The sequence below is a fragment of the Altererythrobacter sp. H2 genome, assembly GCF_035319885.1.
In the GTDB taxonomy this organism is placed as follows: Bacteria; Pseudomonadota; Alphaproteobacteria; order Sphingomonadales; family Sphingomonadaceae; genus 34-65-8.
In genome coordinates, this window is the sequence record NZ_CP141285.1 from 591,048 (window position 1) to 606,645 (window position 15,598).

Consider the following 15,598-nt stretch of genomic DNA (forward strand, 5'->3'; position numbering starts at 1 on the left):
ACCGCGCCTCAAGCAGGCTAAGAGGGCTGAATTCGACATGAACAAACCGACCCGATCATCCGTTCTGGAGCGCGTCCTGGTGCTCGAAATGGTCCGTGTCACCGAGGCAGCTGCCATTGCCGCCTCCAAACTGATCGGGCGCGGGGACGAAAAGGCAGCCGATGCCGCAGCGGTGGAGGCGATGCGCAAGGCCTTCGACGATCTCTATATGGACGGTACCGTGGTGATCGGCGAAGGCGAGCGGGACGAGGCCCCGATGCTGTTCATCGGCGAGAAGGTCGGCGGCGCGCCCGGCAAGGGGCCCAAGATCGACATCGCGCTCGATCCGCTCGAAGGCACCACCATCACCGCCAAAGCCGGGCCGAACGCCATGGCCGTGCTCGCCGCTGCCGAAGAAGGCTGCCTGCTGAACGCGCCTGATACCTATATGGACAAGCTGGCGATCGGCCCGGGCTATCCCGAAGGCATCATCAGCCTCGACAAGAGCGTGACCGAAAACGTCACGGCTGTGGCCGAGGCCAAGGGCGTTGCTCCGTCCGACATTATCGTCTGCGTGCTCGACCGGCCGCGCCATGCCCAGATCATTGCCGAACTGCGCGGCTTGGGCTGCGGCGTGGTGCTGATCGGCGACGGCGACGTGGCCGGGGTGATCGCCACCACCGATCCTGACACCACGATCGACATGTACATGGGCCAGGGGGGCGCGCCGGAAGGCGTGCTGGCCGCCGCGGCGCTGCGCTGCGTCGGCGGGCAGTTCAACGGCCGGCTGGTGTTCCGCAACGAGGACGAAAAGGCGCGCGCGCGCCGCCTGGGCATCACCGACTTCGACCGGATCTACAAGCTGGAAGACCTGGCCCGGGGCGACTGCATCTTCGCCGCCACCGGGGTGACCGCGGGCTCCCTGCTCGACGGGGTCAAGCACCTGCGCGGCGGCAAGATGACCACCGAAAGCGTGGTCATGCGCGCCAGCAGCGGCACCGTGCGCTGGATCAGGGGCGAGCACCGGATCGACTAAAGTCCGGGCCTCGCGCCTGACACCCGCTTGACGAAATTGACACCCTGTCAAGCGGGGTTTCCTGCGTTTTTCCTTTGCATTTGCAATGGCTTGATGCGATTGGTCCGCACTTGACACAGTGTGCCTCCGGGGGGCGGGGGGTAGGCGGTCATCGGCATCGATAAGGCCACGCTGCCACACCGCGCCGATGTAGGAAAGCGTTTCAGCCACCGGGAAGACTGGCCGCGATTTTCCCGGTCGCTCATGGACGAGGTGGGCGCGCTGGCTTGGTCGGCATGCTGATCCACCCACCTTTCCGCAGTTCTGCCCGGCCGTGGCGTGGATGCGACTGCTCGACACGCCACGGGTCACGACTGGAGACGCGGTTTGCGGATGCCCCTTGAGAGGGCCCGGCGCAGAAGCTAGGCGGATGGCAGGGAACAGGGGAAAGCTATGAAAGCGGGAATTCTTGCGGCTGCAGTTGGCGTGTCTGTCATTACGCCGCCGAACGTATTGGCGCAGACAACCGTTATTCACGCAGGTCGCCTGATCGACGTGCCCGGCGAAGCGCCGCGCGGCCCATCGACGATTATCGTAGAAGATGGCCGGATCGTATCGGTGGTTGATGGGCATGCCCAAGTTCCCGACGGCGCCGCGCTCATCGATCTGAGCGATCATACCGTGCTCCCCGGACTGATCGACAGCCATGTGCATCTGACCAGCGATGCCGGTGGGCTGGCGGGGCAGCTGGAGATCGTCACCTTGTCTCCCGCCACGCAGGCCTTCAATGCCCAGGCCAACGGGATGAAGACATTGCGTGCGGGCTTCACCACGGTGCGCAACCTGGGCGACGGCGACGGCGCGGTGTTCGCGCTGCGTGACGCGGTCAATGCCGGCAAGGCGACGGGACCACGGATCATCGATGCAGGCAGCAGCCTGTCGGGCACATCAGGCCACTCCGACGACGCGCTCGGCTATCGTGACGAACTGCGCCCCTTCTTTGCGGGTGCGGGCAATACCTGTGACGGGGCAGAAGACTGTCGCCGCGCTACCCGGCAACAGATCGGGCGTGGCGCCAATGTCATCAAGATGACGATCACCGGCGGGGTCAACAGCCGCATCGGTGCGGGTCTGGGCAGCCAGATGTTCGATGATGAGGCGGCGGCCGTTGTTGCCACCGCGCGGATGTTCGGGCGCAAGGTGGCGGTCCATTCGCACGGTGCCGACGGCACGCTCCAGGCGCTCAAACTCGGAGTCGATTCGATCGAACATGGCACCATGCTGACCGAGGAAGTCATCGCGCTGTGGGCGAAGAGCAAAACCTACTATGTCCCGACCTTGTCGACGGTCAACGGGTACAAGGAAAGGCTGGCGGCTAACGCCGATGCCTACGAGCCTGACGTCCTCGCCAAGATCAGATGGCGGATCGACATCACCGGAAAGACGCTTCAGACGCTCGTTCCGCGCGGCGTCCGTATTGCTTTCGGCACTGACGCGGGAGTGTCGAAGCACGGCCGCAATGGCGACGAATTCGAACTCATGGTCGCACATGGGATGACGCCCGAAAGTGCGTTGATCGCAGCCACGATCAACGCTGCTGACCTGCTTGGCCTGTCTGAAGAGATCGGCACGATCGCGCCCGGCAAAAGCGCCGATATCGTAGCAGTCGCGGGCGATCCTTTGACGGATGTGTCCGTCTACAAGGATGTTCGGTTCGTGATGGCGCGTGGCGAAGTCATCGATCTGGATTAACCGGGCGGTCGGCATCCTGCCGGCGCTGCCGGGTATGGAATTGCCAGCCTCGCTTTCGCGCAACCGAGCAATCCCCACCCTCCACCACCGCCCGTTCTCGCCCCAACCCGTCGACAACCGCCCCTCGCGCGTTGCAATTCCATGACGCCGCGCTAGGCGGGGCGCATCACCAGCGTTCGGGGATTCGCGCACCATGAAGATCATGTCCGGCAATTCGAACCTGCCGCTCGCGCGGGCAGTGGCCGCCTATCTCGAACTGCCGCTGACCGACGTCAGCGTGCGCCGGTTTGCCGACGAGGAAGTGTTCGTGGAAATCCACGAGAACGTGCGCGGCGAGGACGTGTTCGTGATCCAGCCGACCAGCTTTCCCGCCAACGACAACCTGATGGAGCTGCTGATTTGCGTCGATGCGCTGCGGCGCGCCTCGGCCAAGCGGATCACTGCGGTGGTGCCCTACTTCGGCTATGCCCGGCAGGACCGCAAGCCCGGCCCGCGCACGCCGATTTCGGCCAAGCTGGTCGCCAACCTGATCACCGAAGCCGGGGCTGACCGGGTGCTGGCGGTGGACCTGCACGCCGGGCAGATCCAGGGCTTCTTCGATATCCCGACCGACAACCTCTATGCCGCGCCCGTCATGGCGGCGGATATCCAGGCGCGGTATGGCGAGCGAGACCTGATGGTCGTCAGCCCGGACGTCGGCGGCGTGGTCCGCGCCCGGGCGCTGGCCAAGCGGCTCGACAATGCCCCGCTCGCGATCGTCGACAAGCGGCGTGACCGGCCGGGCGAATCGGAAGTGATGAACATCATCGGCGAGGTGCAGGGGCGCCACTGCATCCTGATCGACGATATCGTCGATTCCGGCGGCACCCTGTGCAATGCGGCCGAGGCGTTGCTTGACCAGGGCGCGGCCTCGGTCGCTGCCTATATCACCCACGGCGTGCTGTCGGGCGGGGCGGTGGCGCGGGTCAACGGCTCCAAGCTGACCGAACTGGTCATCACCGACACCATCCGGCCGACCGACGCCGCGCAGGACAGCAGCAAGATCCGCATCCTGACCGTGGCCCCGCTGATCGGCGAGGCGATCCGCCGGATTGCCGACGAAAGCAGCGTCAGCTCGCTGTTCGACTGATTGGTTTCGGTCGTGCGTGGCACGACGCAGACCACCTACTCCGCCTCCCCACCCGGCCACCAACGATACCATCAGGCTATGGTGGCCGGGTGGGGAGGCGGGGCGGGTGGTCTGACAACGCGCGTCAGCGAACCGAAACGTCACTGCCAGGGCCGGCGCGCACCTTCCTCGATCCGTTCGAGCGCTTCCAGCCGCCGGGCCTGCCGCGCTTCCAGCGTCACTCTCATCAGCGGTTGCGGCGTGCGGACGAACTGGACCGGAGTCATCCCGAACATCTCGGTGAAGTCCCGGTTGAGGTGGGATTGGTCGAAATAGCGCAGCGCCAGGTCTTCGGCTTCCGATTGGTCAGCCACCCCGAGCATATTCGCCGCCATGTCCAGCGCCCGGGCGCGGCGCAGCACCTTCTTCGGCGACAGACCGAAATCGCGCTTCACCACCCGCTCAAGCTTGCGCAGGTCGACCCGCAGCTGCTCGGCGCAGGTCCCCACGGCGATGTTCGGGTTTTCAAAGGCGATCCGGTTGAAGTTCGCGCTGATCGGATCGGGGTGGCGGCCACCGGCCCGGTCAATCAGGCGCTCCATGCAATCCTCAAGGACGTCCATCCAGCTATCGACCGAGGCATCGTCGCCGAACCGCGCCATCAGCGCCGGTTCATCCCAGCCGAGGCTGCCGTAGGACAGGACCCTGTCGCAGGTCCCGGCTATGGATGGGGCGCGCAAGGCATGGGCGGCACCGGGCTGCAGTGCCAGACCAACCGTTGCAAAGCTGCCCTTGACGCTGACCGGTCTGCGCCGGGTATGGGGAGTGAAATAGAGGGCCTGCCGGCCGAAGAACTGCGGGCCGTCCTGCGTCTCCGCGTGCCAGTCACCATCGAGCAAGATCCGCAGAACCGGCCCGTCGGCAAATATGCCGCAGGCGATCAGCTGATCGGGCGGAGCAGTGACCCGCATGCCATAGACGTGGGCTACCCACGGGCGCAGGCTTTCACGCGGCTGGCGGTTTATCGAAAGTAGCTGCCCGTCCCGCGTCCGGTCGAATTGGGAGCGGGGAAGGCTCCAGCCTTTTGGAGACTGTTCGATATTCATCGGCTGCTCCTGTTCCGAAGCGCTGTCTATCAGGCACTTGGCCCGGTGCAAGCGCTTGACCGGGGCGGGGCTGCGATGCAGGGCGATGTGATGCCCAGCAGCAACGATATCGCTCTCGCCAACCGTCTGGCCGAAGCCGCCGGGGCGGCCATCCGCCCCCTGTTTCGCGGAGAATGGAGCGAGGAGCAGAAGGCTGACCGTTCGTTCGTGACCGAGGCGGACCGGGCGGCTGAAGCAGCCATGCGCGCCATCCTCGAAGCGGAATGCCCGGGCGACGGCATCCAGGGGGAGGAATACGGCCTGCGCAACGAAAGCGCGGCGCGCCGCTGGGTGCTCGATCCGATTGACGGCACCACCAGCTTCATCGCGGGGCGGCCGATCTTCGGCACGCTGATTGCCCTGATCGAGGACGGCTGGCCGGTGATCGGGGTGATCGACCAGCCGATCCTGGGGGAACGATGGGTCGGCATGGTCGGTCAGGGCACCACTCTCAACGGCAAGCCTGCGCGCACCGCGCCCCGGCGCGAACTGGGCGATGCGGTGCTGGCGACGACTTCGCCGCACCTCTTCACCGGGCCCGAAGTGGACCACTTCATGGCGCTGGCCAAGGCCGTGGCCGAGCGCAAGATCATCTGGGGCGGCGATTGCTACAACTACGGCCTGCTCGCATCGGGCCATGTCGATCTGGTGTGCGAGGCGGGCCTGAAGCTGCATGACTTCGCCGCGCTGGTGCCGGTGGTGGAGGGCGCGGGCGGCACCATGTGTGACTGGAACGGCGAGCCGCTCCATGCCGCAAGCACCGGCGAAGTGCTGGCCATCGGCGATCCGGCCCGGCTGGAGGATGTGCTCGAAGCCATGCACGGTTGACCATGGCGTGACTTCAGCGCGACACGGTTAACCAAATTCCAAGCCGCACGCGGTATTTCCTCCCGGTCGAACTTTGCCCGGGAGCAGCCATGGCGACCAGTGCGCCGATCCAGCCAGGACTTTCCACGCTGACGCCTTCCGGCGCAGGCTGGTCGCGCGTGTCTGCATGGCTGCCGCCATGGATCGTGCTGGCCGTCTCCGCAGTCGAACTGGCGCTGGCCAACCGCAAGTACGGCCTGTTCACCGGCGGTTTCGGCCAGTCGCGGGCGGTGGACAGTCTGCCCGAGCTGGCCCTGTTCCTGACCGGCTATGGGGCCGTGCAGGCCCTGCTGGCGATTGCCGGCTGGGCGCTGGCCTGCCGCCTGGCCCGCGGCAAGCCCGGCTGGGTGGCGGTGTACCTGTTCGCGCTCGTCAATGGCGCCCTGTTCTGCGGGCTGCTGGCGGCGCAATACCAGCTCCATTCCTATTTCAGTGACGCCGTCGGTTTCACCCTGATCAAGCAACTGGGCGGGGGCAGCCTCGTCGATGCAATCAAGTTCGGCCTGAGCGAGATCGGCGTGGCCTTGCTCGGCCTGGCGTTCGCGGCGCTGATGGCATGGGGGCTGTGGCGCATCCTCGGCCGTGTCCTGAGCGGCGCGACCCCGTCCGGCAGGCCGGCTCCGCGCAAGCTGGCATGGAGCGTCGCCGCACTGTTTCTGGTCGCTGCCTTCGCGATTCCCCGGACCGGCTCGGACGCCGCGTTCGGCCTTAACCGGACGCTGGGCTGGCAGGGCGCAACCGGCCTGCTGAACCTCGTCAGCGATGTCGACCGCGACGGTTATGGCCTGTTTGCGATCCAGTATGATCCGGCGCCGTTCGATTCGACCCGCCACCCGCTCGCGCTCGACATTCCCGGCAACGGGATTGACGAGGACGGCTATGGCGGCGACCTGGAACTTGTGCCCCTGCCGGAACCGCTGCCGGCTCAGGTGCTTGCCGGGCGGCGGCCGCATGTCGTGGTCGTGGTGCTGGAATCGGTCCGGTATGACGTGCTGGGAAAGCGGATAAACGGCAAGGTCGTGGCCCCGAACCTTGAAGCCTTGGCGGCAGAAGGAAGCGCCGTCGTGCCCGCCTACAGCCATGTCGGCTTTACCACCGAATCGCTGAAATCGGTGTTCTCCGGCCAACTGGTGCCGCAGACCGGCGACCCGAGCCTGTTCACCGAGCTCAAGCAAAGCGGCTACCGGATCGGCGTCTATTCGGGCCAGCCGGAGGATTTCGGCGATATCTCCGCCACGGTTTCGATGCGCAAATCGGCTGACGTCCACATCGATGCCGAGACCCTGCGCGAGAAGCGCGCCTTCGAATTTGCCGCCAAGGGCTCGCTGCTGGTGGCCGAAGAGCACCTGATGGCGGCGTTCGACCGCACCCTGGGGGCGGGCACATGGGATGCGCCGCATTTCCTCTACTTCAATTTCCAGTCGGCCCATTTCCCCTACCATCACGACGGGGTGGAACTGAGGGTGGTGGAGCGGCCGGTCCGCCGCAACGAGATGAAGGCCGAAAACGCCGCGGCCGTGCAGGCGACATACTGGAACGCGGTAGCCCACGCCGACGCCTGGCTGGGCGAGGTCGTGGCCCGGCTCAAGGCGCGGGGCGTGTGGGACGACACCATCCTGATCGTAACTGGCGATCACGGCGAGGATCTGTTCGAGGATGGGTTCCTGGGGCACGGCCATGTGATCAACACCCGCCAGTATGGCACCATGCTGGTCAGCAACCGCCCGGGCATCCTGCCGGAGGGGCCGGTGTCGATGTCCGACTACCGCGCGATCCTGGTGGCGGCAATGCGCGGCAAGGCACCGCCCCGGCCGCTTGCCCCGTTCCTCTATATCGGCGTGCTTGATAAACCGACCGCAATCGGCCTGGCCGGGCCGGGCAAGGCGCTGACCAGCCTGCGGCTCGACACCGGCGAAGCCTGCTTCGTGGAGCAAGGGCGCTGCAGCCCCTATCCGGACACGGCGGGGCCGGACCGGGCGCGGGTCGATCAGGTGATTGCCCGCTGGGGCAGTGAACGATGGCGCGAACGCCAGCGGCCCTGATGAAGCGCACGCTTGCATTTCGGGGCAAGTTCGCTAATGCGCCCCGCTTCACTGACACGTGATTCATGTGCCTGCCTGGCTGTAAGGGCTGCCAGGGCCGGTTCGAACGTGTCTCTGCCAGGAGATGAAAATGCCCAAGATGAAGACCAAGAGCGGCGTGAAGAAGCGCTTCAAGCTCACTGCCACGGGCAAGGTCAAGCATGGTGTCGCCGGCAAGCGCCACCGCCTGATCAGCCATAACGCGAAGTATATCCGCCAGAACCGCGGCACCTCTGTCCTTTCTGAGAACGATTGGAAAGCGGTGAAAAAGTGGGCCCCTTACGGGCTCGGCTGAACGCGCGAATTTAGGAGAAACGGACTATGCCTCGCATCAAACGCGGCGTCACCACGCGCCAGAAGCACAAGCGGCTGCTCGACCAGGCCAAGGGCTATCGCGGTCGCCGCAAGAACACCATCCGCATCGCCCGCCAGGCGGTCGAAAAGGCCGGGCAATATGCCTACCGCGACCGCAAGGTTAAGAAGCGCTCGTTCCGCGCCCTGTGGATCCAGCGGATCAACGCAGCGGTACGCGCCGAAGGGCTGACCTATTCGCAGTTCATGCACGGCACCAAGCTGGCCGGGATCGAGCTGGACCGCAAGGTCATGGCCGATCTGGCGATGAACGAAGGTTCGGCCTTCAAGGCGATCATCGCGCAGGCCAAGGCCGCGCTGCCCGCCTGAAGAAGACGCATCTGAAAAAGGTTAGGGCGGTTCCTTCGGAGCCGCCCTTTTCTTTTGCCCCGCGTCGGCTTAACCCTGCTGTCGGGTTGCACAAACACGACACGCCTGAGGAGGGCGGACATGGGGCGCTGGTGTGAGGTGAGGGTGCGGTTCCACGAACCGCCGGCCGATTTGCGGCGCTATTTTACCAGTTTCTACCGGGTCGAGTTCGACTGCCCCGACGGGCCGGTCGAAGATGCCCTGCAACCGGAATGGGCCGGCCTGCGGTTCTTTGATAACCCAGTGATCGTCAGCAGCATCGCCGGCGGAGATACGATTGCCGGGACGGATTTCACCGCCATGGGGCCGACCAGCCTGCCGGTCCGCTTCCAGCTTGCGACCTCGCGCATGTGGGGCATCGGGTTGCAGCCGTTGGGCTGGGCGACCTTCATGGATATGCCTGCGCACGAGATGGCCAACCGCGTATGCGACGGTCGGCGCGAGTCCGCGTTTGCCCGGTTTCGCCCGCTCGCCGACCAGCTGACAGCCGATCCGGCCCGCGAAGCCGAAGAGCTGGGCATCATGGCCCGCTTCTTCGCCCAGGAGGCACCTCGCGCAGATGCCGAGGATGAGCGGATCCTGCTGGTGCACCAGCTTCTGATGGATCCCGAGTTGCCCGATGTTGCGGGGCTGGCCGAACGGGCCGGCCTCCATCCGCGCACGCTGGAGCGGTTGTGCCGCAGGGCATTCGGCTTTGCGCCGAAGAAGCTGCTGCGGCGGCAACGCTTCATGCGCAGCCTCGCGCAGTTCATGCTGGACCCCTCGATGAAGTGGATCGGGGCGATCGATGCGCTCTATTTCGACCAGAGCCACTTCGTGCGCGACTGCCGGGAATTCCTCGGTATGTCGCCGAGCGAGTATGCTGCGCTGGACCATCCGATCCTGACCTCGGTCATGCGGGAGCGGATGCGGGTGCGCGGTGCGGCGGTCCAGACGCTGGAAATGCCGCGCTGACCTGCGCGGAGGCTTTGCCTTGGGCGGCGATTGGCGCTAGCGGCCCTCGGCATGCAGGAACTCGAATCCCGGAATGAAGCGGCGCTGGCGGCCATCGCTGCCGCGCAGACGCCTGACGAGCTGGAAGCCATGCGCGTGGAAGCGCTGGGCAAGCAGGGCTGGATCACGCTCGCACTGAAGACCTTGGGCGGGATGTCGCCGGACGAGCGGCAGGTTGCCGGGCCGCGCATCCAGGGCATTCGCGCTGCGGTGTCCGATGCCCTGGCGGCGCGCAAGCAGGTGCTGGAGGACGCCCTGCTGGAACAGCGCCTGGCCAGCGAGACGCTGGACCTGACGCTGCCGGCCCCCGCTGCTCCCAGGGGGAGCGTCCACCCGGTCAGCCAGGTGATGGACGAACTGGCGGAGATTTTCGCCGACCTCGGCTTTTCCGTCGCCACCGGCCCGGAGATCGAGGACGACTGGCACAACTTCACCGCGCTCAACATGGCCGAAACGCACCCGGCGCGGGCGATGCATGACACGTTCTATTTTCCGGATGCGGACAGTGACGGACGCAAGATGCTGCTGCGCACGCATACCTCGCCGGTGCAGATCCGCAGCATGGTGGCGCAAGGCGCGCCGATCCGGATCATCGCGCCCGGCCGGGTCTACCGCTCTGACAGCGACGCGACCCACACCCCGATGTTCCATCAGGTCGAAGGGCTGGTGATCGACCGCGACATCCACCTCGGCCACCTCAAGTGGACGCTGGAAACCTTCCTCAAGGGATTCTTCGAGCGCGACGATATCGTGCTGCGCCTGCGGCCGAGCTACTTCCCCTTCACCGAGCCTTCGGTGGAGGTCGATGTCGGCTGGCAGGACGTCAAGGGGCGCCGGGTGCTGGGCGGCGATGGCGATGCGCCGGGGCACGGCTGGATGGAGCTGCTCGGCTCCGGCATGGTCAACCGCAAGGTAATCGAATTCGCCGGGCTCGACCCGGACGAATGGCAGGGTTTTGCCTTCGGCGTGGGCGTCGACCGGCTCGCCATGCTGAAATACGGGATGGACGACCTGCGCGCCTTCTTCGACGGCGATAACCGCTGGCTGGCGCATTACGGCTTCTCGGCGTTCGACCAGCCAACCCTTTCCGCTGGCGTGGGAGCGCGGGCATGAAGTTCTCGATCGAATGGCTGAAGGACTTCCTCGACACCGACGCTTCGGTGGCCGGGATCGCGGCCGCGCTCAACCGGATCGGGCACGAGGTCGAAGGGATCGAGGACCCGGCCGAGCGGCTGGCGGGGTTCCGCGTGGCCCATGTGCTCACCGCCGCCCGCCATCCTGATGCCGACAAACTGCAGGTGCTGACGGTCGATACCGGTGACGGAGCGCCGCTGCAGGTCGTCTGCGGCGCGCCCAATGCCCGTGCCGGGATGAAGGGCGTGCTTGGCCTGCCCGGTGCTGTCGTGCCCGCCAACGGGATGGAGCTGCGCAAGAGCGCGATTCGCGGAGTCGAATCGAACGGCATGATGTGCTCCACTCGCGAACTGGAGCTGGGCGACGACCACGACGGGATCATCGAACTGCCCGCCGATGCGCCGGTCGGCACGGCCTTTGCCGAATACCACGGCACCTCGCCGGTCATCGACGTGGCGATTACGCCCAACCGGCCCGACTGCATGGGCGTGCTGGGCCTGGCCCGCGATCTGGCGGCGGCTGGTCTGGGAACGCTGAAGCCTCTGGCCGTGCCCGTGATCGATGGGGCCTTCGCCTGCCCGGTGGAAATCCGGACAGACGATCCGGAAGGCTGCCCGGCCTTTTACGGCCGTGTCATTCGCGGCGTGACCAATGGCGCCAGTCCTGACTGGATGCAGCGGCGGCTGAAAGCGGCCGGACAGCGGCCGATCTCGGCTCTGGTCGATGTGACCAACTACCTGATGCTGGCGTTCGGCCGTCCGGCCCACGTCTATGATCTGGCGAAGCTCTCGGGCGCGGTGGTCGCGCGGCGCGCCAAGGCGGGTGAGCAGGTGCTGGCGCTGAACGAGAAGACCTATACCCTCGACCAGAGCATGACCGTGATCGCTGACGGACGGCAGGTTCACGACATCGCCGGGATCATGGGCGGCGAGCATTCCGGGGTAAGCGAGGGCACGACCGACGTCCTGCTCGAAATCGCCTACTTCAACCCGGAAAGTATCGGCGTGACCGGGCGCAAGCTGGGCCTGTCCTCCGACGCGCGCACCCGGTTCGAGCGCGGGGTCGATCCGGCGTTCCTCGATGACGGGCTGGCAATCCTGACCGACCTGATCCTGGGCCTGTGCGGGGGCGAGCCGAGCGCGATCGTGCGGGCGGGCGAGCCGCCGCTGGCGCTCCGGGTGGTGGCATTCGATCCCGCGCTGACCGCCAGCCTCGGCGGAGTCAGCGTGCCCGAGGCGGAACAGCGCCGTATCCTCGACGCACTCGGTTTCAGCGTGGGCGAAGCATGGCAGGTCACCTGCCCGCCGCGCCGCCACGATATCGAAGGCCCGGCCGATCTGGTCGAGGAAGTGGTCCGCATCCACGGGCTCGACAACGTGCAGAGCGTGGCCCTGCCGCGCGCCGACGGCGTCGCCCGCCCCACCGCCACGCCGCTGCAACTGGTGGAGCGCAAGCTGCGCCGGGCCGCTGCCGCGCGGGGGCTGAACGAGGCGGTCACATGGTCCTTCCTGCCGGTGTCCGATGCTGAGCACTTTGCCGATGGCGCGCCGCTGTGGGTGCTGGAAAACCCGATCAGCGAGGACATGAAGGCCATGCGCCCCTCGCTGCTGCCGGGGCTCCTGTCGGCCGCCAAGCGCAATGCTGATCGCGGCGCGGACGGCTCGCGCCTGTTCGAAATCGGGCGGCGCTATTTCCGCAGCGCCAACGGTGCGAGCGACGAGAAACCGACCCTGGGCGTAATCCTGGCCGGTGAGAAAGTGGCGCGTGGCTGGGCGACCGGGAAAGCCGCCGCGTTCGATGCCTTCGATGCCAAGGCCGAGGCGCTCGCGCTGCTCGAAGCGGCAGGCGCGCCGGTCGAGAACCTGATGGTGCAGGGAGAAGCGGGCGGCCAGTTCCATCCCGGCCAGTCCGCCACTCTGCGGCTCGGGCCGAAGAACGTGCTGGCCCGGTTCGGCATGCTCCACCCGGCCACGCTCAAGGCGTTCGACATCGATGGCCCGGTGGCTGCGGTCGAGCTGTTCCTCGATGCCATTCCGGCGCGCAAGGGCGCAGGCTTTGCCCGCCCGGCCTATGCGCCGCCTGCCTTGCAGGCGATCACGCGCGATTTCGCCTTCCTGGTTCCGGCTGCTCTGCCAGCGGGAGACCTGTTGCGTGCAGTACGCGGAGCGGACAAGGCGGCGATTGTCGCCGCCCGGGTGTTCGACCTGTTCACCGGGCAGGGCGTTCCGGAGGGTAGGAAATCGGTCGCACTGGAGGTCACCCTCCAGCCGGGCGACAAGAGCTTCACTGACGCCGAGATCAAGGCTGTGGCCGACAAGGTGGTGGCATCGGCGGCCAAGCTGGGCGGGGAGCTGCGCGGATGAAAACGGCACTGGTAACAGGCGCAACCTCCGGCATCGGCGAAGCGACCGTCCGCACGCTGGTGGCGAGCGGCTGGCGCTGCATTGCTACCGGGCGGCGCAAGGAACGGCTCGACGCGCTGGTCGCCGAACTTGGTGCGGACAAGGTCCACCCGGCGGTGTTCGACGTGCGCGATACCGCCGCGCTCGATGCCGCGCTGGCGGCTTTGCCGGGCGAATTCGCCGGGATCGACCTGCTGGTCAACAATGCGGGCCTCGCTCAGGGGCTCTCACCCGCGCAGGACGCCAATCTCGATGACTGGCAGACCATGATCGACACCAATGTGACGGCCATGGTGATCCTCACCCGCAAGCTGCTGCCCGGCCTGATCGCGCGCAAGGGCGCGATCATCGCCATCGGTTCGGTGGCGGGGAACTACATCTATCCCGGCGGCAACGTCTATGCCGGGTCCAAGGCGTTCGCCAACCACTTCACCTTGGCGCTGCGGGCCGACCTTCATGGCACCGGCGTTCGTGTCACCTCGATCGAGCCCGGCATGGTTGAGACCGAGTTCACCCTGGTGCGGACTGGCAGCCAGAAGGCATCCGACGATCTCTACGCCGGCGTCCACCCCATGACCGGGCAGGACATCGCCGACACGATCCGCTGGATCGCCGAACTGCCCCCGCACCTCAACATCAACCGCATCGAGCTGATGCCGGTCAACCAGGATTTCGCCGGCTTCCGCGTCGCGCGCACGCAACCATGACGTCCAGCACTCGCCGCACCTTCGCGATCATCTCGCACCCTGACGCGGGCAAGACCACGCTCACTGAAAAGCTGCTGCTGCAAGGCGGCGCGATCCATCTTGCGGGCGAGGTCAAGGCGCGCGGGGCGGCGCGGCGGGCACGCAGCGACTGGATGAAGATCGAGCAGCAGCGCGGCATCTCGGTCACGTCGAGCGTGATGACCTTCCAGAAGGACGGGATTGTCTTCAACCTGCTCGACACCCCGGGGCACGAGGACTTCAGCGAGGACACCTACCGCACCCTCACCGCGGTGGATTCGGCGGTGATGGTGATCGACGCGGCCAAGGGCATCGAGCCGCAGACCCGCAAGCTGTTCGAGGTGTGCCGCCTGCGCAGCGTGCCGATCATCACCTTCGTCAACAAGGTCGACCGCGAAGGCCGCGATCCCTTCGAGACGCTGGACGAGGTCGCCGACATGCTCGCGCTCGACGTCAGTCCGCAGATGTGGCCGATCGGCATGGGCGGGGAATTCGAAGGCCTGCTGGACTTTGCCACCGGCACGGTGGCGCGCCCGGAAGGCCCGAGCCGCGAATATCTCGGCACCCGCGATGCGGGCGACGACATCCCCGAACGTTTCGCCGACGAGATCGAGCTGGCGCGCGGCGGTTACCCGGAATTCGATCTCGAGGCTTTCCGCAACGGTGACCTCACCCCTGTTTACTTCGGTTCGGCGCTCAAGAATTTCGGCGTGACCGAGTTGATCGACGCGATTGCCCGCTATGCACCGCCGCCGCGGCCTCAACCGGCGGGGGAGGTTCTGATCGAGCCGAGCCATGACGAAGTGACCGGCTTCATCTTCAAGGTCCAGGCCAACATGGACCCCAACCACCGTGACCGGATTGCCTTCATGCGGCTGGTCTCCGGCACCTTCAAGCGCGGCATGAAGCTGACTCCCTCCGGCCACGGCAAGCCCATTGCGGTCCATTCGCCGATCCTGTTCTTCGCGCAGGACCGCGAACTGGCCGATACGGCCGAGGCGGGCGACATCATCGGCATCCCCAACCACGGCACGCTGCGGGTGGGCGATACGCTGAGCGAGAAGAACCAGCTGCGCTTCACCGGCCTGCCCAACTTCGCGCCGGAAATCCTGCGCCGGGTGGTGCTGAAGGACCCGACCAAGACCAAGCAGCTGCGCAAGGCGCTCGACGACCTGAGCGAAGAGGGCGTGATCCAGGTGTTCTACCCTGAGATCGGCTCGCAGTGGATCGTCGGGGTGGTCGGCCAGCTTCAGCTCGACGTGCTCGTCAGCCGGCTGGAGGCGGAATACAAGGTCGAGGCGATGCTCGAGGCCTCGCCTTTCGCCACCGCGCGCTGGCTCAAGGGAAGCGATGTTGCGCTCAAGGGGTTCACCGATTTCAACCGGCCGAACCTGGCGCGTGACCGCGATGGCGATGCAGTGTTCATGGCCAAGAGCCCGTGGGATGTCGGGTACCAGCAGGAAAAGAACCCTGACCTGGTGTTTTCGGCGACCAAGGAAAGATAAGGGGTTCGCGCAGAGGGCGCAGAGGAGAAGGGAGACGCGGAGGAGTTGCGCCAGCGGCGAAGCCGCCCTCAACTCGGAAGGTCACCCAATCGGCGAGGTATGGGATAGTGATTGAGCCTTCGGCTCCGAGCAACATCTCAGCGCCTCTCTCTGCGCCCTCTGCGTGAACCCC

13 protein-coding genes are annotated in these 15,598 nt (G+C 66.3%); 12 read left to right on the forward strand and 1 reads right to left on the reverse strand.

Features of this window, described 5'->3' with window-relative positions; genetic code table 11:
• Nucleotides 1-37 precede the first annotated feature (37 nt).
• The 3 genes from glpX (at nt 38) to U4960_RS02915 (ending at nt 3,875) form a co-directional block, all read left to right on the forward strand.
• Entirely contained in the window at nt 38-1,015 is a 978-nt protein-coding gene (glpX, locus tag U4960_RS02905) for a class II fructose-bisphosphatase (protein WP_324262114.1), read from the forward strand.
• A 465-nt stretch (nt 1,016-1,480) separates the two neighbouring features.
• A complete protein-coding gene (locus U4960_RS02910; protein ID WP_324262115.1) occupies nt 1,481-2,746 on the forward strand; it encodes an amidohydrolase family protein in 1,266 nt (421 codons plus the stop codon).
• 193 nt (nt 2,747-2,939) lie between these two features.
• Nucleotides 2,940-3,875: a ribose-phosphate pyrophosphokinase gene (locus U4960_RS02915; protein ID WP_324262116.1), complete on the forward strand. Its 936-nt coding sequence runs from the start codon at nt 2,940-2,942 to the stop codon at nt 3,873-3,875.
• Nucleotides 3,876-4,015: 140 nt separating this feature from the next.
• Here U4960_RS02915 and U4960_RS02920 read toward each other — a convergent pair whose 3' ends face one another.
• Nucleotides 4,016-4,960: an AraC family transcriptional regulator gene (locus U4960_RS02920; RefSeq protein WP_324262117.1), complete on the reverse strand. Its 945-nt coding sequence runs from the start codon at nt 4,958-4,960 to the stop codon at nt 4,016-4,018.
• Nucleotides 4,961-5,050: 90 nt separating this feature from the next.
• On the opposite strand from U4960_RS02920, the gene U4960_RS02925 reads away from it, so the two are divergent.
• The 9 genes from U4960_RS02925 (at nt 5,051) to U4960_RS02965 (ending at nt 15,426) form a co-directional block, all read left to right on the forward strand.
• Complete coding sequence (locus tag U4960_RS02925; RefSeq protein ID WP_324262118.1) at nt 5,051-5,827, forward strand: inositol monophosphatase family protein; 777 nt, start codon at nt 5,051-5,053, stop codon at nt 5,825-5,827.
• An 89-nt stretch (nt 5,828-5,916) separates the two neighbouring features.
• Nucleotides 5,917-7,908, forward strand: a complete 1,992-nt coding sequence (locus U4960_RS02930) for a sulfatase-like hydrolase/transferase (RefSeq protein ID WP_324262119.1) — start codon at nt 5,917-5,919, stop codon at nt 7,906-7,908.
• 130 nt (nt 7,909-8,038) lie between these two features.
• Nucleotides 8,039-8,242 (forward strand): 50S ribosomal protein L35, encoded by a 204-nt coding sequence (gene rpmI / locus U4960_RS02935; protein WP_324262120.1) that lies wholly within the window; start codon nt 8,039-8,041, stop codon nt 8,240-8,242.
• 26 nt (nt 8,243-8,268) lie between these two features.
• Entirely contained in the window at nt 8,269-8,628 is a 360-nt protein-coding gene (gene rplT / locus U4960_RS02940; RefSeq protein WP_324262121.1) for a 50S ribosomal protein L20, read from the forward strand.
• Nucleotides 8,629-8,748: 120 nt separating this feature from the next.
• The gene (locus tag U4960_RS02945) at nt 8,749-9,621 is read left to right on the forward strand and encodes an AraC family transcriptional regulator (RefSeq protein WP_324262122.1); all 873 of its coding nucleotides are present in this window, start codon (nt 8,749-8,751) and stop codon (nt 9,619-9,621) included.
• Between the two features lie 51 nt (nt 9,622-9,672).
• A complete protein-coding gene (pheS, locus tag U4960_RS02950) occupies nt 9,673-10,773 on the forward strand; it encodes a phenylalanine--tRNA ligase subunit alpha (protein WP_324262123.1) in 1,101 nt (366 codons plus the stop codon).
• Nucleotides 10,770-13,157 (forward strand): phenylalanine--tRNA ligase subunit beta, encoded by a 2,388-nt coding sequence (gene pheT, locus U4960_RS02955; protein ID WP_324262124.1) that lies wholly within the window; start codon nt 10,770-10,772, stop codon nt 13,155-13,157. The genes pheS and pheT overlap by 4 nt, the downstream gene beginning before the upstream one ends.
• On the forward strand, nt 13,154-13,903 hold the full coding sequence (locus tag U4960_RS02960; protein WP_324262125.1) for an SDR family NAD(P)-dependent oxidoreductase: 750 nt from the start codon (nt 13,154-13,156) through the stop codon (nt 13,901-13,903). Before pheT ends, U4960_RS02960 begins: the two co-directional genes overlap by 4 nt.
• Nucleotides 13,900-15,426 (forward strand): peptide chain release factor 3, encoded by a 1,527-nt coding sequence (locus U4960_RS02965; RefSeq protein ID WP_324262126.1) that lies wholly within the window; start codon nt 13,900-13,902, stop codon nt 15,424-15,426. The genes U4960_RS02960 and U4960_RS02965 overlap by 4 nt, the downstream gene beginning before the upstream one ends.
• Nucleotides 15,427-15,598: the final 172 nt, after the last annotated feature.

Bases quoted from the DNA above. Each gene is read 5' to 3' on its own strand.
- glpX (WP_324262114.1), top strand. From the start codon at position 38: ATGAACAAACCGACCCGATCATCCGTTCTGGAGCGCGTCCTGGTGCTC.
- U4960_RS02915 (WP_324262116.1), top strand. From the start codon at position 2,940: ATGAAGATCATGTCCGGCAATTCGAACCTGCCGCTCGCGCGGGCAGTG.
- U4960_RS02920 (WP_324262117.1), bottom strand. From the start codon at position 4,960: ATGAATATCGAACAGTCTCCAAAAGGCTGGAGCCTTCCCCGCTCCCAA.
- U4960_RS02925 (WP_324262118.1), top strand. From the start codon at position 5,051: ATGCCCAGCAGCAACGATATCGCTCTCGCCAACCGTCTGGCCGAAGCC.
- U4960_RS02930 (WP_324262119.1), top strand. From the start codon at position 5,917: ATGGCGACCAGTGCGCCGATCCAGCCAGGACTTTCCACGCTGACGCCT.
- rpmI (WP_324262120.1), top strand. From the start codon at position 8,039: ATGCCCAAGATGAAGACCAAGAGCGGCGTGAAGAAGCGCTTCAAGCTC.
- rplT (WP_324262121.1), top strand. From the start codon at position 8,269: ATGCCTCGCATCAAACGCGGCGTCACCACGCGCCAGAAGCACAAGCGG.
- U4960_RS02945 (WP_324262122.1), top strand. From the start codon at position 8,749: ATGGGGCGCTGGTGTGAGGTGAGGGTGCGGTTCCACGAACCGCCGGCC.
- pheS (WP_324262123.1), top strand. From the start codon at position 9,673: ATGCAGGAACTCGAATCCCGGAATGAAGCGGCGCTGGCGGCCATCGCT.
- pheT (WP_324262124.1), top strand. From the start codon at position 10,770: ATGAAGTTCTCGATCGAATGGCTGAAGGACTTCCTCGACACCGACGCT.
- U4960_RS02960 (WP_324262125.1), top strand. From the start codon at position 13,154: ATGAAAACGGCACTGGTAACAGGCGCAACCTCCGGCATCGGCGAAGCG.
- U4960_RS02965 (WP_324262126.1), top strand. From the start codon at position 13,900: ATGACGTCCAGCACTCGCCGCACCTTCGCGATCATCTCGCACCCTGAC.